Raw genomic sequence first — 19,431 nt, 5'->3', positions numbered from 1 at the left:
TCAGCGCAGGATCACCGTCTGCCGCTTCCACGCGGCGTCCTGCCAGCGGAAGGCGGCCAGTGTGCCCGGGTCGCCGGCCTGCTTCTCGGTCGTCAAGGTGTCCAGGCGCGCGACCTCAAAATTGCGGCGCAGGCGGCCGGCGATGCGGGTTTCGCGGGCCAGCAGCATGTGCGGCGCGCCGCGCACCCAACCAGCAAATTCCACATAACCCAATTCGGGGCCGTTGCTGGCGGGCGGCAGCACTTCAACCGCCCACTTGCCGGCGCTTTTGCGAAACACCCACAGCTCGCGCCAGGCATCCAGCGGCTGCACCGCGAGCGCCAGGGCCTGGCCGTCGGGATGGGCGCTCGCGGAAGCGGCCCACACGATGCCGTAGGTGCAGCGTTTGGCCACGGCTTCCTTGCCCGGTTTGCCGTCGGCCTTGTTTTCATACAGCGCCACGCAGGTTTCGCCGGCCTGGCCGGCCTCGGTCGCCAGCGTCAATTTCGCAAAACGGGGCAGGGCGGTTTCGGCGGCCCATCGCGATGCGCCCACACGGATCGCCGCGTCGTTGTAGTCCTGGCGGTCGTTGTCGCTCAGTTCCAGCTTGTTCACCGCAGCAAGTTCCGCCAGGGCGCGCTGGGCCGCGGCCGTAGGCGCTTCGCCCCGGCGCGCCTGCTCAAAGGCCAGGCTGGCCAACACGCCGGCGCGGCGCAGGCGTAAACGGTTTTTGCTGACTTCGGGCAGGCTTGCAAACTGCGCGGCGCTGAGCTTGTCCAGCACCTCGGCGCGCCACTGGTCCTGTGCCAGGCGCTCCTGCGGGTGCAGGTCGGGGCTCATGCAGTCGGGGCGGGTCAGGGCCAGGGCGGCGCGGGCGCGCTGCTCGGCGTCCGAGGGCAGGGCCAGCACACGGCGAAAGGCTTCGCCGTTGTAGCACAGCTGCATGCTGCCGCCCTGCTCATAACCCTTGAAGCCCACGCCGTAAAAGCTGGCCACTTCCATGTGCGCGGAAATCACGTCGCTGGTGGCCTTGCCGTGTTTCATGGAGGCGCGGCGCGCCAGGCGCTCGGCCATGGTGCCCAGCGCGTCGAAGGTTTCCGCGTCTATGGCTTCGGCGGGCGCGGCCTTGAGGTAGGCGGCCGTGTAGGCAATGCCCAAAGCCTCGGCACCCGGGCTTTCGCGCAGGAAGCGCACCACCGACAGCAGCTGCGGCGCTTCCTCGGGCTGCAGCGAGACAGTGCGCACCTGGCTCACGTGGATAAAACCCGCGCGTTCGCGCCTGTGGTCGTAAACCTGCAGGTAGTCCATGCGCTGGCCGCGGATCTCGAGCGCGTCGCCCTGCCACAGCGCCGCCTGCTGCGCGGCCGAATCGCGCGGGGCGGCGCGCAGGCTAGCCTGGTCCTGCGTCACGATGGCCAGGGTCAGGAGTGCGGTGGTGATCATTATTCGGCCTCTTCCTTGTTGTCGTTGTCTTGCGTGCCGGCATCGCGCGGCGCTTGCGCCACGTTGCGGCCGGGCTTGGGCGCGCCGCCCAGCAGGCCCGCGCCCACAAAGCCGCCGCTGGTGGAGGGCGGGGCGATGATCACGGTGATCTTGTCGCTGAGCTTGTCGGCCATGGTTTTCTGGATCAGCAGCGGGTGCCGCGTGACCAGCACGCCTTCACGCGCCATCTGCTCGCTGTTGATCTTGCCCACGCGGTCCAGCCGGTAGGCTTCGGCGTCCGCCAGCTTCTGCCGCGAATCGGCCTCGCCCGCGGCCTCGATGCGCCGCGCCTGGGCGCTGCCTTCGGCCGTGCGTATGCGCGACTGTTTCTCGGCTTCGGCTTCGAGCTGGCGCTGCTCGATCTGCTTTTGCTTGAAGGGCAGCACGTGCTTCATGGCCTCTTCCTGCGCCCTGGCCGCGATCACCTGTTCGTTGGCGGCGGCCTGCGCATTGGTCTCGCGGCGCACTTTTTCGGCCATCGCGTCCAGCTCGGTTTCCTTGACGCGCTTTTCCTTCAAGGCCAGGGTGTAGCGCATTTTTTCGGTCGCGAGCTCCTCGGCCAGCAGCTTGTCCATGCCCTGGCGGTAGTCGGCGGGCAGGTCCACCTTGCCCATCTGCACGCCGCGCAGCAGGATGCCGTCGGCCGCGAGCTTGGGCTTGAGTTCGGCTTCAATGAGCTGCTGGATCTCGGCGCGTTTGCTCGAGAAGATTTCCCGTACCGTGTAGCGGGTGAAGGTCTTGTAGATCACGCCCTGCACGGCGGGCTGCACGATCTGGCCGGCGATGTCGTCGGGCAGGTTTTTCGACAGCGCGTTGACCTTGGCCGGGTCCAGCGCATAACGCACCGTGAGGTCCACGCCCAGCGACATGCCCTCCACCGACTGGAAGGGCGAGGGGCCGTCGGCGCGGCTGCTGCCCTCGGGGCGGTAGACCTGGTCGCGCAGCGAGAAGGTGCGCAGCTCGTGCAGCCCGGGCAGCAGCAGCAGCGAGCCTTCGCGGAACTCGTCGACCCCGCCGGTCAGCTGGTTGGTGCGTATGGCCACGTCGCCGCGCGCCACGGATTCCAGCGGCGGGTGCACCCACAGCAGGTAGCCGGCCGCGCCCGCCGCGGCGGTGGCGATCATCAGGCTGCGGGCGCCGGCGGCGCGGCGCACGCCCGTGGCGGCGATGCGGCGGGTGCCGTGCACCCCCCTGGAAAAGATGGCGCGTATGCGCAGGGCGATGCGGCTAAAACGTGGGTTCATGACGGGCTCCTCCGGTCTGGTTTGGCGAGAGGCGCGGGCTGCGCTCTCTCTGGCCTCCATTGTTCGAAGCGGGCCCGGAGCATTCAATGCGCTTGCGCGGTGTCTTTGCGCGCCTGGGCGGCGGCATTCATCCGCCAACGGAAGAAACACTCACACGGCCGGGGCCGGCCCGCACCCATAATCAAGCCACCCCTTTACTTCGCACGCCCCATGACCAAAATTGCCGTCATCGAAGACGATTTGCCCATGAGCAACCAGCTCAGGGGCTGGATTGAATCGGCCCGGCCGGGCATACAGGTCGACCAGTGGTTCAGCCGCGACGACGCCGAAGCCGCCATCGCCCGCGAGGGTTACGACGCCGTGGTGCTGGACATCGAACTGGGGCGCGAACGCCATGCCGGCGTGGCCATCATCAACGCCATCAACAAGCAGCGGCAGGGCACGCCGGTGCTGGTGGTCTCGGCCATGCCGGCCGCCATCTACCGCAGCATCATGAAAGCCCTGGACGCCTGGGACTACCTGCAAAAAACCACGTTTGAGGAAGCCGACTTCATCGAAACCTTCCTGGACATCCTGCGCAGCGCCAAGGCAAACCCCGCGGGCAAGGCGCCCGCGACAGACGGCCAGGAGCTGCAGCTGGACCCGCTGCGCCAGAACACCGCCATCTGGCGCGGCCAGCGCGTGAACCTGCCGCTGACGGCGCAGCGCATCCTGGCGGCGCTGCATGCGCGCCGGGGCGAGGTGGTCAGCTATGAAGACCTCTACCAGGTGGTCAAAAGCGGCCGCAACCGCGACAACATCCGCAAGCACGTGAGCACCATACGCGACGCCTTCAAGGAAATCGACGCGGCCTTCGAGGGCATTGAAAACGTGCCCATGCGCGGCTTTCGCTGGGCCGAGGCCGATACCGCCCCGCGCGGCAAGGGCCGGGCGTGAAGCTGCCGGCGGGGCTGGACGTCGAGCGCCTGCTGCCGGCGCGCGTGCCCTTCGGCCTGCGGGTGTTCTTTCGCGGCGCTTTTTTGCTGCTGGGGCTGGCCACCATCGCGCTGGCCGTCGCCGTGCTGCAGGATGAAAAAGAGCGCAGCTACCGCAACTACCAGGACGGCTTTCGCAAGAACCAGGCGCAGATCGCGGCCAAGCTGCGCCATCCCACGGGCCAGCTGGTGCTGCTCAACCCCACCGCCTACGACCATGAGGTCACGCCGCTGCGCCCGCTGGTGCTGCCGTTTTCGGCCCTCGATTTTGACGATCGCAACAAGGCCCAGCAGGCGGTGGAGATGGCCGGCTGCCTGGTGCAATACCCCGATGCGGCCTCGATGTGCGTGGCCGTGGGCAACAACCCCTTTGCCGGCGGTTTCCTCTACGCCGTCGGCAGCTTCAACAGCGGACCGCTGGTGTCGCACAGTTCGGGCACGCTGGATCTGAGCCTGGCGCACCGCGCCCGCATCACGGTCGACATGCGCGGCCAGCGCTACCGCTGGATCGCTCCTTTCCAGGCCATGCAGGCCGTCGATGAGGGCCGCAACGCCTCGCCCTTTGCCAACACCCGGGGGCGGCTGGTGGGTTTTGCCGACGACGGCCCGATCACGCCGGCCAGCCGGCCGGTGCGCGATTTCCGCGGCTGGCTCTGGCAGGACGGCCGCTGCGTGGACAGCGCGCCGGCGGCGGACCCGGATTGCGCGCGGCGCGCCTTTGTCAGCGTGCGCCTGCCGGTGGAGCTGTTTCGCGAGGCGCTGTTTGCCAAGGGCCCGGCCGGCATCGTCTGGCCGCCGGCCGACCTGGACCAGATCAAGGTGCAGGTGGAAATGCTGGCCCCCGGCGAGGGCAAGCCGCTGTTCGACAGCAATGCCGCGGGCGCCACCGCGCCTTTTTCCTGGGCCGAGCTGAGCCCCTTGCTGCTGCCCGGCGAAAAGCTGCGCATACGCAAGCTGGGCGCGGGCGGCGCCGGCAAGGACATCGTGGCGCTGTCCGGCGCCGAGGCCGCGGAGCGCGCCTCGCCGCTGATCGCCTGGCTGATCCGCCGGCTGCAGGTGGAGGGCTACGACGCGCCCGTCACCAGCACGGACATCATCAGTACGCCGCTGGGCCGCTATGAACTCACGCTGACCGGCGACATCCGCACGGTCAACAAGGCCCTCACGGCCGTGGCTACCCGCGTGTCCTGGTTTGTGGGCGGCATGCTGCTGGCCATTTTCGCGACCTGGCTGGCGATCGAGCTGCGCATCATCCACCGCATCACCGAGCTGACCCGCCGCGCCGCCACCGTCTCCAAGGGCGTGCGCGCCAGTGACGGCCTGGCGGCGGTGGATTTGGCCGACCTGCGCGGCGGCGACGAACTGGGCGTGCTGGCCGGCGGCCTGCAGGATTTGCTGCAGCGCGTGAACGAGGACGTGCGGCGCGAGCAGATACGCGTGGCCCAGGAAAAAGACACCTGGCATGCGGTCGGCCATGAAATCATGTCGCCGCTGCAGTCGCTGATGGTGCTGCACGGCAGCGCCGACGACCCAGCGCACCGCTACATCAGCCGCATGCAGCAGGCGGTGCGTGTGCTCTACGGCAGCGCCTCGCCCAGCGAGGCGTTTGAGTCCACCGCTCTCAATGTGCAGACCCTGGACGCCAACGAATTCCTGCGCCACGTGGCGCGCAACGCCGCGGCGGCCGGCATTCCCGACGTGGCCTTTGAGCCCCTGGCCCAGCCGGTCACGGTGCGCGCCGACGAATATTCGCTGGAAGACGTGGTCTCGCATGTGTTGCGCAATGCCGAGCGTTACCGCCGGCCCGGCAGCCTGATCCGCATCACGCTGTCCCTACAGGCGCGGGAAGGCGCCACGGCGCCCGAAGCGCTGATCGCCATCAGCAACCTGGGCCCGCGGATAGACGCCGGCATGCTGGACAAGATTTTTGAATACGGCGTGTCCGACCTGCCCGACACCGATGCCGGCGCACCGGGCCAGCGCGGCCAGGGCCTGTTTGTCGCCAAGACCTATATGGCCAAGATGGGCGGCACCATCAGCGCGCGCAACCTGGATGATGGCGTGTGCCTCGAATTGCGCCTGCAGTGCGCGGCCGGCGCCTGATTCCATTGCCAAATCGGCGCGAGAGTAGGCGCGCCGCCGCAGACAGTGCTACAGCACGGCAAGGCGGCGCAACGACCTATCGCGTTGATTTGGCAATGGAATAAAGTCAAAAGCCCCCAGCGAGCGGTAACTTGCTGGAGGCCTTGTCTTGCCAGCCGGACCGGTAAGCCCGCTGCCATGGAAGAAAGTATCGCCGGGACGGGACCGAATAATTTGCTTGATTTGCTGCCGGATTTGCCGGATACAGATAAAAAATCTGCAAATTCCTAAAAATCAGATAAATTAGCTGAATGGATACTTTGGATCGGAAAATCCTTCAGGTGTTGCAGGCCGATGCGCGCACCAGCCTGCAAGACATTGGCCAGGCCGTGGGCCTGAGTCCCTCGCCCTGCTGGGGCCGCATCAAGAAGATGGAGGAAGCCGGCGTGATCGAGGGCTACACCGTGCGCCTCAATGCGCAGGCCCTGGGCCTGGGCGACACGGTCATGGTGCAGGTCACGCTGGACAGCCATTCCGACAACACGCTTGAAAAATTCGGTGAAACCCTGGCCGCGATTCCCGAGGTGGTCGAGGCTTACCTGGTGTCCGGCGAATACGACTATTTGCTGCGCATCGCGGTGCATGACACCAAGGACTATGAGCGCCTGCTGCGCGAGCGGCTCTACAAGATCAAGGGCATACGCCACAGCAAGTCCAGCTTTGTGCTGCGCACGCTGAAAAAAGCCGATCTCCCCCTGCTGCCGGGCTGAGGATCAGGTTCCCAGGCGTTCGGGTGGCAAGGCGGCGCAATCAGGCGGGCGGCAGCACCATGTCGGCGGTGCCCGGCCGCATCCAGCGCGGGTACTCGCGCGAAGTGTCTATGCAGCCGCCCGACTGGTAGACGCCCTTGGGCTCGCGCATGCGCAGCATCAGCTCCAGGATGCGCGCGGTCTCGGCCGGGTCGGCGCTGGAGGCCTTGACGCCGGCTTCAACAATGCTTTCGTTGATGCGCAGCTCACCGGCTTCGTCGGTATAGGTCGCGTGCCGCCAGTGGAACAGCTCCAGGCATTTGGCTGTCAGCGAGTAGGGCTGCTCGCGCTTCCAGAAGTTGGTGAACAGGCCGTTGCCGATGTAAAACACCCAGGAGCCTTCGTAACCCGAGACGTCCGAGGAGTGTTCGTCGGGGTTGCGGAACCACAGGCGGTCGCCGGGCACGTAATATTTGGGCGGCAGCGGCTGCTCCATGGAGCCGTATTCGCGCAGGAACACGTCGTGGAACTTGCCCGACATGATGGCGCGCCGCTCCCAGCGCTGCTGCAGGCCGGCCAGCAGGGCCGGGTTGCAGGCCTCCAGCTCCTGCGCGATGGCCAGCAGGATCACATACTCGGTCGCGCGGTAGCACGAGAAGGAATACAGCTTGCCGGAGGCCTCGGGCTGGGTGGCTTTTTGCAGGGCGGGAATCAGCGCACAGCCGGGTCGCACGGTAAAGCCGTCGTCCTCGGAGTAGGTCCAGCAGTCCTCGGGTCGGTTGACTTCGGTGGTGTGGAATTCCAGCGCCGTCTTGCGCGCGGCGACCACGATGTTGCGGCGCACGCGCAGTGCCGAGGCCAGCTCTTCATGGCTGGGAAACTCGAAGGCAACCGGGCTCAGCAGCATGGCCAGCAGGATTTCGCGCTCCAGGTCCTCGCTGTTGCCCGTCGTATCCAGTTGCAGTGTTTCGGCCAGGCCCAGGGTGTCCAGGCCCGGCGCCCATTTTTGGGCCAGGCCGGCCCTGAGGCGAAAGCGCCGGCCCATGGCGGCGCCTTCGCGCGCGGGGAGTTCCTCGGTTTCCACGGCGTCCTGCAGGCCCAGCTGCTCGAGCTGCACCAGGAAGCGGTAGCTGGACGCCGCCAGCGCATCGGCCGTGCCGGCGTGAAGGTGTATGCCCGCGACGGCGAGGCTGGGAGTGGGGGCTGCGCTCATGTGCCGAAGAGTATCTTTGCTTGGCGCGATCCCGGCAATGGTAAAAACACCACGGAGACCGATGCAAGGTTTGCGTCAGCGTTTAGGCCGTCAACAGGTTCTCAGGCGTAGGTGATCCAGCTTGCGTGCTCGGGCGCGTCCAGGTGCGGCAAGGTGTTGTAAGTCACGAGCATGTGGCGCTTGGGCGTGAAGGCGAACTCGGTGAGTGAGCAGTTGCGTATGCGCAGGTTGAGCTCTATGGTGGTTTCCGGGCTGGTGCCCAGCACGTGGCCCACGGCCGTCGAGATCGGCCCGCCGCTGGAGACCAGCAGCACATTGCCGCTGTGCGTGCTGCGGATCTGGTCCAGCACGTCGGTGACGCCGGCGACGAATTCCGTGTAGCTGGGCATGCCCCTGGGACTGACGACGCCGGCCATCCATTGCGTCAGGCCGTCGCGCAGCAGGCGGAAATGGCCGCGGTATTGCTCGGGCGTGGTGGGTTTTTCCAGCTTGTGCGGGTGAATCGCGCCTATGACGGCATGGCTGTCGTATTCGTTGAGGCCGGGCCGCTGCTCGGCCTGCATGTCTATTCCCATACCCTCGCAGATGCCGGCAAAGGTGTTGATCTGGCGCTGCAGCGTGCCGGTGAAGGCCGCGTCAAAGGCGATGCCCTTGTACTTGAAGTATTCCCCCAGGCGAAGGCTTTGCTGGCGCCCCATGGGGCTGAGCACGTCGTAGTCGTCTTCGCCAAACGAGGCCTGGCCGTGGCGCACGAGGTAGAGGGTTCCCATGGGCGGATTGTGACGAAGCCGGAATGGGCTCCCAGTCCCGCGTGTGACCGCTCAGCCGTTCAGGAGCACCTTGGCGACAGTGGCAGTATCAACATTGCCGCCGCTCAGCGAAATGCCCACGACCTGACCCTTTAATTGCGCACGCTCTTGCATCGCGGCGGCAAAACTCGCCGCGCCCGCGCCTTCGGCCACATTGTGGGTGTCGGCGTACAGCTCGCGCATGGCCTGGGCGACTTCGTCGTCCGTCACCTTCACGACGTGGTCCAGCTGCGGCAGCAGGATGGCCAGCGCATCGGCATCGGCAACGCGGCAGGCCATGCCGTCGGCCAGCTGGGTGGTCACGGGCGCTTCCAGCACGCGGCCGGCGGCCAGCGAGTCGGCATAGGTGGTGGCATGTGCGCTCACCACGCCGACGATGCGCAGCTTGCGGCCCAGCGCCAGCTTGGCGGCAATCGCCGAGCAGGCGCCGGAGCCCTGGCCGATAGGCACATAGACCACGTCAAGCTGCGGCACGGCCAGCATGAATTCCCACCAGTAGGTGCTCACGCCGCGCAGCAGGTCGGCATGGAAGCTGGGCACCATGTGGGCGCCGCGTTCGGCGGCCAGCGCGATGGCGAATTCGCGGCTGGCCTGGAAGTCGTCGCCGTGTTCGATCAGCGTCACGCCCAGTGCGCGCATGGCGGCGTTTTTCTCGGTCGAGTTGCCGTGCGGAACCACGATGGTGCAGGCCACGCCGTGGGCGCGCGCCGCCCAGCCTATGCTCTGGCCGTGGTTGCCGCGCGTGGCGCTGACGACTTGCGCGGGCAGCTCGCCGCGCCGCTGCAGCGCCTCGAAATAGGTGAGCCCGCCGCGCAGCTTGAAGGCACCGACCGGCGTGTGGTTCTCGTGCTTGATCCAGCAGTCGGTGCCCAGGCGCTGGCTGGACAAACCCCAGCGGTATTGCGGCGTGGCCTGGAATTCGCGGTAGACGACGCGGGCCGCGTCTTCGATCTCGCGCAGCGAGGGCAGCAGGCTGTTCTCCAGCGCCGGCGCCTGGTCGAGGACGGCGCTCATTGGCTAGCCTCCGCTCTGCGAGCTGCGGTATTCGCCTTGGGAGCGGCCCGGCGGCTCATGCGGCCGCCCGTTTTTCGCTCAGCAGGCGCAGCGCCAGCAGGCCCAGCACCGTGCCCATCACATAACGCTGCACGCGCATCCAGCTGATGTTGCGGTTCAGGAAGCCGGCAATCGCCGCGGCAAAGCAGATCAGTACCGTGTTCACGCTGGTGCTCACGCTGATCTGCACCGCGCCCAGCGTCAGGCTTTGCAGCAGCAGGTCGCCGCGCTCGGGATGCAGGAACTGCGGGAAGAAGGAGAGGTAAAACATCGCGACCTTGGGATTGAGCAGGTTGGTCATAAAACCCATGAGGAACAGCGTGCGCGGCGGGTCGTGCGGCAGCTCGCGGGTCTCAAAGGGTGCGAGGCCGCCGGGCTTGACGGCTTGCCACGCCATCCACAGCAGATAGGCCGCGCCCGCGACCTTGATCGCGTCAAAGGCCACCGGCACGGCCAGCAGGAGCGCAGTGAGGCCGAAGGACGCGGCCAGCAGGTGCACCACAAAACCCAGGGCCACGCCGCTCAGCGACACCAGGCCGGCGCCGCGGCCCTGGCACAGCGTGCGCGAGATGCAATAAATCATGTTGGGCCCGGGCGTGATCACCAGCACAAAGGCGGCGAGGGCAAACCAGGCGAGTTCGGTGGTGTTGAAAAGCATCTCAGACTCCGTGTGATTGAAGTGTCACGAGGCCGCGCGGCGTCTGCAGCGTGGCGATCAGGTTGGGCGGGCCTTGTGACAGGCCCACGCCGGCCAGGCCTATGGCCTCGTAGCCGGCGCGCAAAGCGTCGGGCCGCGGATGGCTGGCGTGCAGCGACTGCAGCGTGACGCCCGAGGGCGCCATGCTCTGGCTGGGATGGGCCTCGCCCCACTGGATCAGTGTGGGCAGCGCGCCGTAGAACAGGCGCTGGCCGTCCTCGCGCACCGTGATCTTCCAGGACAGCAGGCCTTGCGGCGTCATGCGCGAAGCCTCCAGCAGCTCGCCGCGGTCCAGTCCCAGGCGCGCCAGCGCGCGCACGCCGCCCTGCGCCCGGGCGGTGGAGGCCGCGAAGTGGGCGAGCTGCGGCCCGCCTTTGCTGAGCTGCAGTTGCAGCTCCAGGTCGTCCAGGTCGAACCAGCGCCTGGCGGGGGCCGGGCGCGTGCAGGGCTTGCCCGGCTGGATCGCGATGATTTCAAAATAAGCCGTGGGAAAGGCCGGCGACGCGATGCTGAAGAGCCGGTTGTGCGTGCCCATCAGCACATGCTCGCCGCCTGGCCCGGGCGTGATGCCCAGTACGCGCTCGCACCACTGCACGCCCTGCTCCAGGCTGGCCGCCACCACCACCAGGTGGTCGACCTGCGAGGCCAGCGGAGGGGATGCTGTGGCGGTTTCCATGGTGTTGGCAGGCCTTAAAGCGTGACGCTTCCGTCCACGCAGCTCACTGACTCGCCGCCGACCCAGACCTGGCCGGCCGCGTCGCGCTCCAGGTGCACCTGGCCCGCGCGGCCCAGGCACACGCCTTGCGAGGCGGTGTAGCGCTCGGGCGCATGGCCCTCGGCGATCAGCCATTGCGCCAGGCTGGCGTTGAGGCTGCCGGTGACCGGGTCTTCGTCGACGCCCAGGGGCGCGGCGAAGGCACGCACCTCAAAGTCGGGCGCAAAAGAGGGCTGGGACGGCGCAAAAGCCCTGGCCTCGCGGTTGGCGCGTGCGATCAGCGGGGCGGCGCCTTCGTGCGGATAGCGCGCGACGACCCCAACCTTGGTGCCCAGCTTGGCCAGCGCCTTGTGGTCGGGCGCCAGGCTCAGCACGGTCTCGGGGCTGTCCAGCAGCAGGCCCAGCCAGAGCGGGCCGTTGTCCAGGCATTGCGCGGCCAGCACCTGGCTGGCCTTGAGCCCCAGCGCCGTGGCCACCTGGGCCAGCACCGTGGGGCTGGGCGCCGTGCGCTTGAGCGCCGGCGCGGCAAAGGCCAGGCGCTTGCTGCCGGGTTCGCGGCGGATCTTGACCAGGCCGACCTTGCATTCCTGCACGATGAAGTCCTTGGAGCGCGGCTGCCCGCCGGCCTCCAGCCAGCTGTGGCAGCTGCCCAGCGTGGGGTGGCCGGCAAAGGGCAGCTCGCCGCCCGGCGTGAAGATGCGCACGCGGTAGTCGGCCGCGGCGTCCGTGGGCGGCAGCAAAAAGGTGGTTTCGGACAGGTTGGTCCATTTGGCAAAACGCTGCATCGCGGCATCGTCCAGGCCGCTGCCGTCCAGTACCACGGCCAGGGGATTGCCGTAGTAAGGGCTGGGGGTGAATACGTCGACTTGCTTGAATGCGCGCTGCTTCATGGGGGCTCTCGGTTTTCCGGGTGGGTTTAAAGATTTATGACAGGGGAAGGTCCAGCACGCCGCGCGAGGCGGGACGCGCCAGCAGGTTCTGGTACCAGCGGTCCAGGTGGGGCCGCGCGGGCCGCGGCTGCGGCAGGCCGAACCAGCGGTGCATTTCGCAGCCCAGCGGGATGTCGGCCATGCCGAACTGCTCGCCGCCTATATAGGCATGCTCGGCCAGGTGTGCATCGAGCAAAGCCAGCAGCGGCTCGGTGGCGGCCACCGATTGCGCGATCAGCCCCGCATTGCGCTGCTCGGCCGGTGTGCGTATCTGCTGCACAAACGCCGCGCGGCCGGCCGGGTTGAAGGTGGTCTGCTGCCAGTCCATCCACTGCTCGGCGGCAAAACGCTGCGGCAGCGCCGTGGGATAGAAGTTGCCCGATGAATATTTGGCGCAGAGGTAGCGCACGATGACGTTGGACTCCCAGACGAGGACCTCGCCGTCTTCCATCAGCGGCACCAGCGCATTCGGGTTCTTGCGGCGGTAGTCGGCGTCCTTGACGATGCCGAACTGCCCGCCGGCATCGGTGCGCTGCAGGGTCAGGCCCAGTTCCTGCGCGGCCCAGACGACTTTGCGCACATTGATGGAGCTGATGCGCCCCCAGAGATGAAGCATGTCAGATTCCTTTGGAGGGTCGGTCGAGCAGCAGCAGCCTGAGCGCGAGCCCGGCCATGGTCAAAGCCAGCAGGCCGCGCTGGAATGCCGCGGCGCCGGGCCGCGCCTGCAGGCGACGGCCTATCTGGCCGCTGAAGGCGCCCAGCACGGTGTTGAAAACCAGCGCCAGCGCCGACAGCAGCACGCCCAGCACCAGCAGCTGCAAGGCCACGTGGCCGCGCGCCGGGTTCACGAACTGCGGCAGGAAGACCATGAAGAACAGCAGCGCTTTCGGGTTCACCAGGTTGTTGAGCCAGGCCATGCGCACAATGCGCGCGAAACCGGCGGGCTGGGCCGGCGCCTTGTCGCCGCGCGCGCCGGCCGGCCGCAAGGCCTGGCAGGCCAGCCACAGCAGGTAGAGCGCGCCGGCGTATCGCAGCACATCGAAGGAGGGCGGCCAGGCCGCGACCAGCGCGGTCACGCCCGTCGCGGCGCAGAGTGTGTGCACCAGGTCGGCCGCCGAGATGCCGATGGCCGCCGCGAAACCGCCGCGCATGCCGTGCGCCAGCCCGTGCGACAGCACAAACGCCATGTTGGGACCGGGCGAGATGAACAGTGCCAGCACCGCCAGCACGAACAGCGACAGCGTGCCCGTGTCCATCATGCGGCCGCGCGCAGTTCAGGCAGGCCCGTGGGCAGTTGCTCGCGGATGGCCGCGGCCAGCGCGGCGATGCCGATGTTGATCTGCTCGACGCTGGAGGTCACAAAGGACAGGCGCAGCGTGCGGGCGTCGGCATGGTCGGCGTAAAAGGCCCAGCCGGGCACAAAAGCCACGTTGCGCTCCACGGCCTTGGGCAGCAGGTCGATGGCGTTCATGCCTTCGGGCAGGCGCACCCACAAAAACATGCCGCCGGCCGGCGTGTTCCAGCTCACGCCTTCGGGCATGTCGCGCTGCATGGCGGCCAGCATGGCGTCGCGCTGCGATTTGTAGAGCGCGCGTATGGTCGGCACGTGGCGCTCCAGGAAGTTGTTCTTCATGGTCTCGACCACCATGCGCTGGTTAAAGCCCGGCGTGTGCAGGTCGGCGGCCTGCTTGGCCTGCAGCAGCTTGGGGTAGAGCGACTTGGGCGCGACCATGAAGCCCAGGCGCAGGCCGGGTGCCAGGATCTTGGAGAAGGAGCCCATGTAGACGCAGCCCTCGGGGTTGCGTGCCGTCAGCGGCAGCGGCGGCGGCGTGTCGAACCACAGGTCGCCGTAGGGGTTGTCCTCGACGATGGGCAGGCCCAGGCGCGCGGCCTCGGCGCTCAGCGCGGCGCGGCGCGCCTCGCTCATGGTGCGGCCGGTCGGGTTCTGGAAGTTGGGCAGCACATAAAAGAAACGCGCGCCGGCGGCCTTGCTCGCCAGGTCGGCGATGTCCACGCCTTCCTCGTCGCTGGCCACACCCACCACCTCGGGCTCCATGGGCGTGAAGGCCTGCAGCGCGCCCAGGTAGGTGGGTGTTTCCACCAGCACGCGGCTGCCGGCGTCTATCAGTATCTTGGCGATGAGGTCCAGGCCCTGCTGCGAGCCGGTGGTGATCAGCACCTGCGCCGGGTCGACCTCCCAGGGCAGCATGGCGGCCACCATCTCGCGCAGCGGCGCATAGCCTTCGCTGGCCGCGTACTGCAGCGCCGCATGGCCGTCCTCGCGCAGCACCTTGTCGCAGGCCTCGCGAAAGGCGGCGACGGGGAAGGTCTTGGGCGAGGGCAGGCCGCCGGCGAAGCTGATGATGCCGGGCTTCTCGGTGACCTTGAGGATCTCGCGGATCACCGAGGGGTTCATCTTGTGGGCGCGTTGCGCCTGGGTCCATGTCATGTCGCTCATCTCACTCTCCTCCTTGAGGGCCGCCTCGGGCGGCCCGGCTCACACAATGGTTGAAAAATTCAGGGTCCCATGGCATAGGGCCATGGCGCATGATCGCAGCCTGGCGTTTTTGCGCAAGAGACAGTTCATACGGTACGGCCGCTCAATCCACCACAAACAGCGTGGCGCCCAGCGGCGAGGTCGAGCGGTGCGCTTCGGCCTGGTCGGCGACCTGGTAGCTCATGCCGGGCTCCAGCGTGAAGCGGCGCCCGTCTTCGAGTTCGGTATGCAACTGGCCCTGCAGGCACAGCAGGATGTGGCCTTTTTTGCACCAGTGGTCGGACACATAACCCGGCGTGTACTCGACCATGCGCACGCGCACGTCGCCGAATTTCTGCGTGCGCCAGAAGGCCTTGCCTTCCAGGGCTGAATGCTCGGTGCGGTCCACGGCGGACCAGTCGGTCGTGCCGAAAGGGATGTTGGCGATGTTCATGCGGCAACTCCCTGGCCGCGGTCGCGCTGGTTGGGGGTGATGTGTTCGATCTTGCCGTCGCCGTAAGAGCGCAGCACCTGCGAGACGACGATGTGAAAGCCTTTGTACCACTGGGTGTACTGGCGTTTGGCTTCCAGGTGCTTGGGGTGGGCCGAGAAGGCGCGCAGCGCCTCCTGGTTGTCCCAGAAATAGGTCGCGTTGCTGCGCGTGCCATCGGGCGAGCGCCAGGTTTCCGCGCCCAGGTAGCCCGGGGTGGCGTGGGCAGCTTCCTCGATCAGCGCGTCCAGTGCGTGGAAGCGCTCGTCATAGGTGCCGGGTTCAAAAATAAAAGAGGCGCAGTACATCAGGTCTTCCTCGGGTGCAGCAATGAAGGGTGCATGGCGGCCGGCTGGTGCACCGGCATTTTTTTGCCGATGAACACGGTGGCGATCACCGCCAGGCCGAAGCCCACGGTCACCGCGTCCAGGCTTTCGCCCAGCAGCGGCACCGCGAACAGCATGGACAAAAACGGCTGCAGCAGCTGCACCTGGCTCACGCGCACCGTGCCGCCCAGGGCCAGGCCGCGGTACCAGGCAAAAAAGCCCAGCCACATCGAAAACACCGCGACATAACCAAAGCCCCACCAGGCAGACGCCTTGATGGACGCTGCGGGCCAGTTCAGGGCCGCCAGCGGCAAGGTCAGCGGCAGGGACAGCAGCAGCGCCCAGCAGATCACATGTTCAGCCCGCATGCGCTGCGACAGCCTGGCGCCGTAGCCGTAACCCACGGCGGCGCACAGCACGGCGGCCAGCAGCAGCAAGTCCGCCAGGCTGATGGACAGGCCGCCGCTGTTCGATCGCAACAGGGCAAAAGCCACCACCAGCGCGCTGCCCAGGGCGGCGCACAGCCAGAAGCCGGCGGACGGCCGCTGGCGGTGCAGCAAGGCGCCCACGGCGGCGGTCGCCAGCGGCAGGGCGCCGATGATCACGGCGGCATGCACGGCCTCCACATAACGCATGGCAATCGAGGTGAACAGCGGAAAACCGAAGACCACACCGCCCGCCGTGGCGGCCAGCGGCCACCAGTCCCCGCGCTTGGGAAGGGGCGCGCGCGTGGCCAGCAGGAACACCGCCGACAGGCCCGCCGCCACCACGGCGCGGCCCAGCGCGATGAAGAGGCCCGACATCTGCGGCGCATCCGGTGTGCCCACGGCCAGCCGCGTCATGGGCAGCGTGACGGAAAAGATCACGGTGCCCAGCAGACCCAGCCACAGGCCTTTGCTGATTTGCGCGTGGGGGCTCATATAAAGAGCATCCAGATCGCGGTGGCCACCAGCACGGCCGCCATGACGTAGTTGAACCAGCGCAGCCGCAGGCCGCTACCGGCCGGGCCGGACAGCCAGTCGCGCAGCAATGAACCGGCCAGCGCATACACCATGTTGCTCACAAAGGCATACGCCAGCATCACCGGCAGCACGATGGCCAGGCGCAGGGCGGGCGCCTCGCGGCCGGCGATCCAGCCGCTGACGATGGCCAGCGCCAGCATCCAGGCCTTGATGTTGACGAATTGCAGCGCCGCGCCCTGCCAGAAGGTGACGCTCAGCCGGGAGGCGTCGGCCTGGCTGAGCTGGCGCGATTGGGAAACCTTGAAGGCCAGCCACAGCAGGTAGGCCACGCCGCCGATCTTGACGGCCCAGCTCAGCAGCGGCACCGCCAGCACCAGCGCGCCCAGGCCCAGCGCGCAGACCAGCAGCAGCGCGCCCCAGCCCACGGGCACAGCGCAGACAAACGGCAGCGCGCGGCGGAAACCGTGGTTGGCGCCCAGCGCGGTGGACAGCGTGGTGTTGGGCCCGGGCGAAAAGCTCATCGCCGTGGCCAGCACCAGTAAAGCCGTAAATTCTTGCCAGTTCATGTTTCCCACTTTATAGTTGAAAGCAATACACCACCAATACAGTTAGCGGTACAAATTCCAAAACTGTATTGGTCAAATAATCAGCACACCATGCCCTGCCGAGGGCGGTGAACAGGAAAAAGGCCGCGCCATGTTGATGAAAGCCGCTTCACAGTCCCTGACCGAACAGCTCTCGGCGCGTTTTGCCGAGCGCATACGCAGCCGCCTGCTGGCGCCGGGCGCGCGCCTGCCTTCGGTGCGGCTGTGCGCCGAGCAGCAGGGCGTGAGCGTCTCCACCGTGGTGGCCGCATATGACCAGCTGCTGGCGCAAGGCCTGGTGGTGGCGCGCAAGAACCGCGGTTTTTTTGTGCGCGATGCCTCGCTCAACGCGGCTTCGGCGCCCGCCGCCAAAGCGCCGGCGGCGAACCCCGGAAAACTCGGGCCGGTGCAAGCGGCCGACCTGGCGCCGCTGGGCACCTGGAGCACCGCCAGCTGGATCGCCACGCGCCAGGCGCCGGTCGACGCCACCGCGCTGATACGCGGCATGTTCCACAAGGTCAGCAACAAGCCGCAGCCCGGCATGGGCGTGTTCCCGCCCGACTGGCTGGAAACCACCTTCATGCCCGCTGCCGTGCGCAAGGTCACCAGCGTCAGCGCGCTGAGGGATTTTTCGCTGCAGTACGGTGAGCCCATGGGCGACAGCGGCCTGCGCCGCGCGCTGTCGCAGAAACTGAGCGCGCTCAATGTGCATGCCGTGCCCGAGCAGATCATCACCACCGTGGGCGCAACGCATGCGCTGGACATCGTGAGCCGCACGCTGCTGCGCGCCGGCGACTGCGTGATGGTGGAGGAGCCCGGCTGGGCCGTGGAGTTCGCCCGGCTGGACGCTTTGGGCATGCGCATACTGCCGGTGCCGCGCCGCGCCGACGGCCCCGACCTGGAGGTGATGGCGCAGTACTGCGAAATTCACCAGCCCAAGCTGTTTGTCAGCGTCAGCGTGTTCCACAACCCCACCGGCTACTGCCTCACGCCGGGCAGCGCGCACCGCGTGCTGCAGCTGGCGATGCAGCACAACTTCCACATTGTTGAAGACGACACCTATAGCCACCTGGCGCCCGAACACGCGACCCGGCTGTGCTCGCTGGACGGCCTGCAGCGCACGATTTACGTCAGCGGTTTCGCCAAAATCCTCGCGCCGGGCTGGCGCGTCGGCTTCATGGCCGCGCCGCCCGACCTGGTCGAGCGCCTGCTGGACACCAAGCTGCTGGCCACGCTGACCACGCCGGCCCTGCTCGAAAAAGCGCTGGCCTGGTGCATAGACCAGGGCCAGCTGCGCCGCCATGCCGAGCGCATACGCACCCGGCTCGATGCGGCGCGCGCCCGCAGCGTCAAGCTGGCGATCGCCCACGGCTGCAGCTTCGCAACCGAGCCCGCCGGCCTGTTCGGCTGGGTGGACACCGGCGTCGACACCGATGCGCTGGCCCAGCGCATGCTCGACGAGGGCTATTTGATCGCCCCTGGCGCGCTGTTCCACGCGGTGCGGGCGCCCAGCACGCTGATGCGGATCAATTTTGCGACCACGCAGGAGGCGGCGTTTTGGAAGGTGTTCGCGAGGTTGAGAGATGCGGTGAAGTAGCCAAGTCTTGCTCCGGCCTTGCGCGCTCTCCCTCCTCCCTCCTCTTCTTAGTTCCGCTGGCCGGGTCTCGCCCCGGCGGGCGAGGCACTTTTAGCGAAACCCGCAAAGCGGGTTTTCTTTGTTCGCCAAAGGCGCGCTACGCGCGCGGGGTTTGCTCACTTCGCGCAGCGAAGTTACGCAAACACCAAAAGTACCCAAAAGAAAGGCGACCCGCAGTCTGGGTCCCTCCGCTGCGCTACGGGCAACCTGCGGTGCTCGACTACGGCGGGGTCTCGCGCAAACTCGCCTTCGGCTCAAACAAGCGCGATCCCTGATCCGCCTACGTCTGCGCTCCTCGGCCCAGCCAGGACGGGGCAATCGGGAGCGGGAACCAATACCAACAAGGACACGCCATGGCGTGTCCTTGTTTTTTTCAGGTATTCGGGTTTCTGTCTTCGGCTGTTTGGTATTCCTGTCCCCACCCCCTTGTGTATGCGCCGAGGAGCGGAGGGCCAGACGGATAAGGGCTGGCGTTGTCTGAGCGAAGCGCAGCGTAGCGAGTTTAGCCAGACCCCGGCTGGACCGAGCACCGCAGGTTGCCCGTAGCGAAGCGAAGGGACGCAGACACCAGGGTCGCCTTTCTTTTGCTTACTTTTCTTTGGCGAAGCAAAGAAAAGTGAGTTGCCGCCGGGCAACCCCGGCCAGCCACCCTCAACAGAGAGCAAGCCGCTGGAACAAGCCCGCCCTTGCGGAAGGGGGAAGCCGCAACGCCCCTTTTGTAATAACCACCCCGCGCCGCGAGCAAAAACCAAAACCTAGTCCCTAGGGTTTACGTGAATTTGTCACGAAAACCCGCCCTGTGTACTTGTGACTACTTGTAAGACGACAAGATGAAAAATTACAATAAGTCACAGATGCGACCCTAATTCGATCTCGTTTTGCGTGTTTTCTCACGGAAATCTGGGTTTTCTATTTGTTTTTTGGCGAATCGTGATTTAGTCGAGCCAAAAAACAGCAATCAGTAACATAAAGTTACGTCCAAAGGTCTGTAAGCGCATACAGGCCATGCCGCCCACCACTGGCGCTGTTAT

The 19,431-nt window shown here is 66.8% G+C and carries 19 protein-coding genes; 4 read left to right on the top strand and 15 right to left on the bottom strand.

The annotated features are described in order from the left end of the window. Positions 1-1,422 carry a hypothetical protein gene (locus tag AC1D09_RS23315; RefSeq protein WP_477663439.1) on the bottom strand — a complete coding sequence of 474 codons (1,422 nt, stop codon included), beginning with the start codon at positions 1,420-1,422 and terminating at the stop codon, positions 1-3. Beyond that, complete coding sequence (locus tag AC1D09_RS23310) at positions 1,422-2,705, bottom strand: SPFH domain-containing protein (protein WP_477663438.1); 1,284 nt, start codon at positions 2,703-2,705, stop codon at positions 1,422-1,424. Before AC1D09_RS23310 ends, AC1D09_RS23315 begins: the two co-directional genes overlap by 1 nt. A gap of 210 nt (positions 2,706-2,915) precedes the next feature. Here AC1D09_RS23310 and AC1D09_RS23305 point away from each other — a divergent pair, with 210 nt between their 5' ends. The 3 genes from AC1D09_RS23305 (at position 2,916) to AC1D09_RS23295 (ending at position 6,531) form a co-directional block, all read left to right on the top strand. After that, on the top strand, positions 2,916-3,641 hold the full coding sequence (locus tag AC1D09_RS23305) for a response regulator transcription factor (protein WP_477663437.1): 726 nt from the start codon (positions 2,916-2,918) through the stop codon (positions 3,639-3,641). Then, positions 3,638-5,782, top strand: a complete 2,145-nt coding sequence (locus AC1D09_RS23300) for a sensor histidine kinase (protein WP_477663436.1) — start codon at positions 3,638-3,640, stop codon at positions 5,780-5,782. Before AC1D09_RS23305 ends, AC1D09_RS23300 begins: the two co-directional genes overlap by 4 nt. 290 nt (positions 5,783-6,072) lie before the next feature. After that, entirely contained in the window at positions 6,073-6,531 is a 459-nt protein-coding gene (locus AC1D09_RS23295; RefSeq protein ID WP_477663435.1) for an Lrp/AsnC family transcriptional regulator, read from the top strand. A gap of 40 nt (positions 6,532-6,571) precedes the next feature. Here AC1D09_RS23295 and AC1D09_RS23290 read toward each other — a convergent pair whose 3' ends face one another. The 13 genes from AC1D09_RS23290 to AC1D09_RS23230 form a co-directional block, all read right to left on the bottom strand. Next, positions 6,572-7,723 carry a hypothetical protein gene (locus tag AC1D09_RS23290; RefSeq protein ID WP_477663434.1) on the bottom strand — a complete coding sequence of 384 codons (1,152 nt, stop codon included), beginning with the start codon at positions 7,721-7,723 and terminating at the stop codon, positions 6,572-6,574. Between the two features lie 101 nt (positions 7,724-7,824). Further along, positions 7,825-8,493: a histidine phosphatase family protein gene (locus AC1D09_RS23285; protein ID WP_477663433.1), complete on the bottom strand. Its 669-nt coding sequence runs from the start codon at positions 8,491-8,493 to the stop codon at positions 7,825-7,827. 51 nt (positions 8,494-8,544) lie between these two features. After that, complete coding sequence (locus tag AC1D09_RS23280) at positions 8,545-9,546, bottom strand: threonine dehydratase (protein ID WP_477663432.1); 1,002 nt, start codon at positions 9,544-9,546, stop codon at positions 8,545-8,547. Positions 9,547-9,601: 55 nt separating this feature from the next. Beyond that, positions 9,602-10,243, bottom strand: a complete 642-nt coding sequence (locus AC1D09_RS23275) for a LysE family translocator (protein WP_477663431.1) — start codon at positions 10,241-10,243, stop codon at positions 9,602-9,604. 1 nt (position 10,244) lies between these two features. Next, positions 10,245-10,958 (bottom strand): VOC family protein, encoded by a 714-nt coding sequence (locus AC1D09_RS23270; protein WP_477663430.1) that lies wholly within the window; start codon positions 10,956-10,958, stop codon positions 10,245-10,247. A gap of 14 nt (positions 10,959-10,972) precedes the next feature. Continuing rightward, positions 10,973-11,887 carry a PhzF family phenazine biosynthesis protein gene (locus AC1D09_RS23265; RefSeq protein WP_477663429.1) on the bottom strand — a complete coding sequence of 305 codons (915 nt, stop codon included), beginning with the start codon at positions 11,885-11,887 and terminating at the stop codon, positions 10,973-10,975. Positions 11,888-11,921: 34 nt separating this feature from the next. Then, positions 11,922-12,542, bottom strand: coding sequence for a glutathione S-transferase (locus tag AC1D09_RS23260; RefSeq protein ID WP_477663428.1), 621 nt, complete (start codon positions 12,540-12,542; stop codon positions 11,922-11,924). A 1-nt stretch (position 12,543) separates the two neighbouring features. Then, positions 12,544-13,185, bottom strand: coding sequence for a LysE family translocator (locus tag AC1D09_RS23255; RefSeq protein ID WP_477663427.1), 642 nt, complete (start codon positions 13,183-13,185; stop codon positions 12,544-12,546). After that, positions 13,182-14,375 carry an aminotransferase-like domain-containing protein gene (locus tag AC1D09_RS23250; protein ID WP_477701256.1) on the bottom strand — a complete coding sequence of 398 codons (1,194 nt, stop codon included), beginning with the start codon at positions 14,373-14,375 and terminating at the stop codon, positions 13,182-13,184. Before AC1D09_RS23250 ends, AC1D09_RS23255 begins: the two co-directional genes overlap by 4 nt. A 151-nt stretch (positions 14,376-14,526) precedes the next feature. After that, a complete protein-coding gene (locus AC1D09_RS23245) occupies positions 14,527-14,856 on the bottom strand; it encodes a DHCW motif cupin fold protein (RefSeq protein ID WP_477663426.1) in 330 nt (109 codons plus the stop codon). Next, entirely contained in the window at positions 14,853-15,200 is a 348-nt protein-coding gene (locus AC1D09_RS23240) for an antibiotic biosynthesis monooxygenase family protein (RefSeq protein WP_477663425.1), read from the bottom strand. Before AC1D09_RS23240 ends, AC1D09_RS23245 begins: the two co-directional genes overlap by 4 nt. Then, positions 15,200-16,138, bottom strand: a complete 939-nt coding sequence (locus AC1D09_RS23235; RefSeq protein WP_477663424.1) for a DMT family transporter — start codon at positions 16,136-16,138, stop codon at positions 15,200-15,202. The genes AC1D09_RS23240 and AC1D09_RS23235 overlap by 1 nt, the downstream gene beginning before the upstream one ends. Beyond that, a complete protein-coding gene (locus AC1D09_RS23230; RefSeq protein ID WP_477663423.1) occupies positions 16,135-16,746 on the bottom strand; it encodes a LysE family translocator in 612 nt (203 codons plus the stop codon). The genes AC1D09_RS23235 and AC1D09_RS23230 overlap by 4 nt, the downstream gene beginning before the upstream one ends. A gap of 130 nt (positions 16,747-16,876) precedes the next feature. Here AC1D09_RS23230 and AC1D09_RS23225 point away from each other — a divergent pair, with 130 nt between their 5' ends. Further along, positions 16,877-18,361, top strand: a complete 1,485-nt coding sequence (locus AC1D09_RS23225; RefSeq protein WP_477663422.1) for an aminotransferase-like domain-containing protein — start codon at positions 16,877-16,879, stop codon at positions 18,359-18,361. The last annotated feature ends 1,070 nt before the right edge of the window (positions 18,362-19,431 follow it).

The organism is Polaromonas sp. P1_A2 (assembly GCF_056406895.1).
Note: the sequence above shows the minus strand (reverse complement) of the source record. Positions and strands in the feature narration are given on the sequence as shown.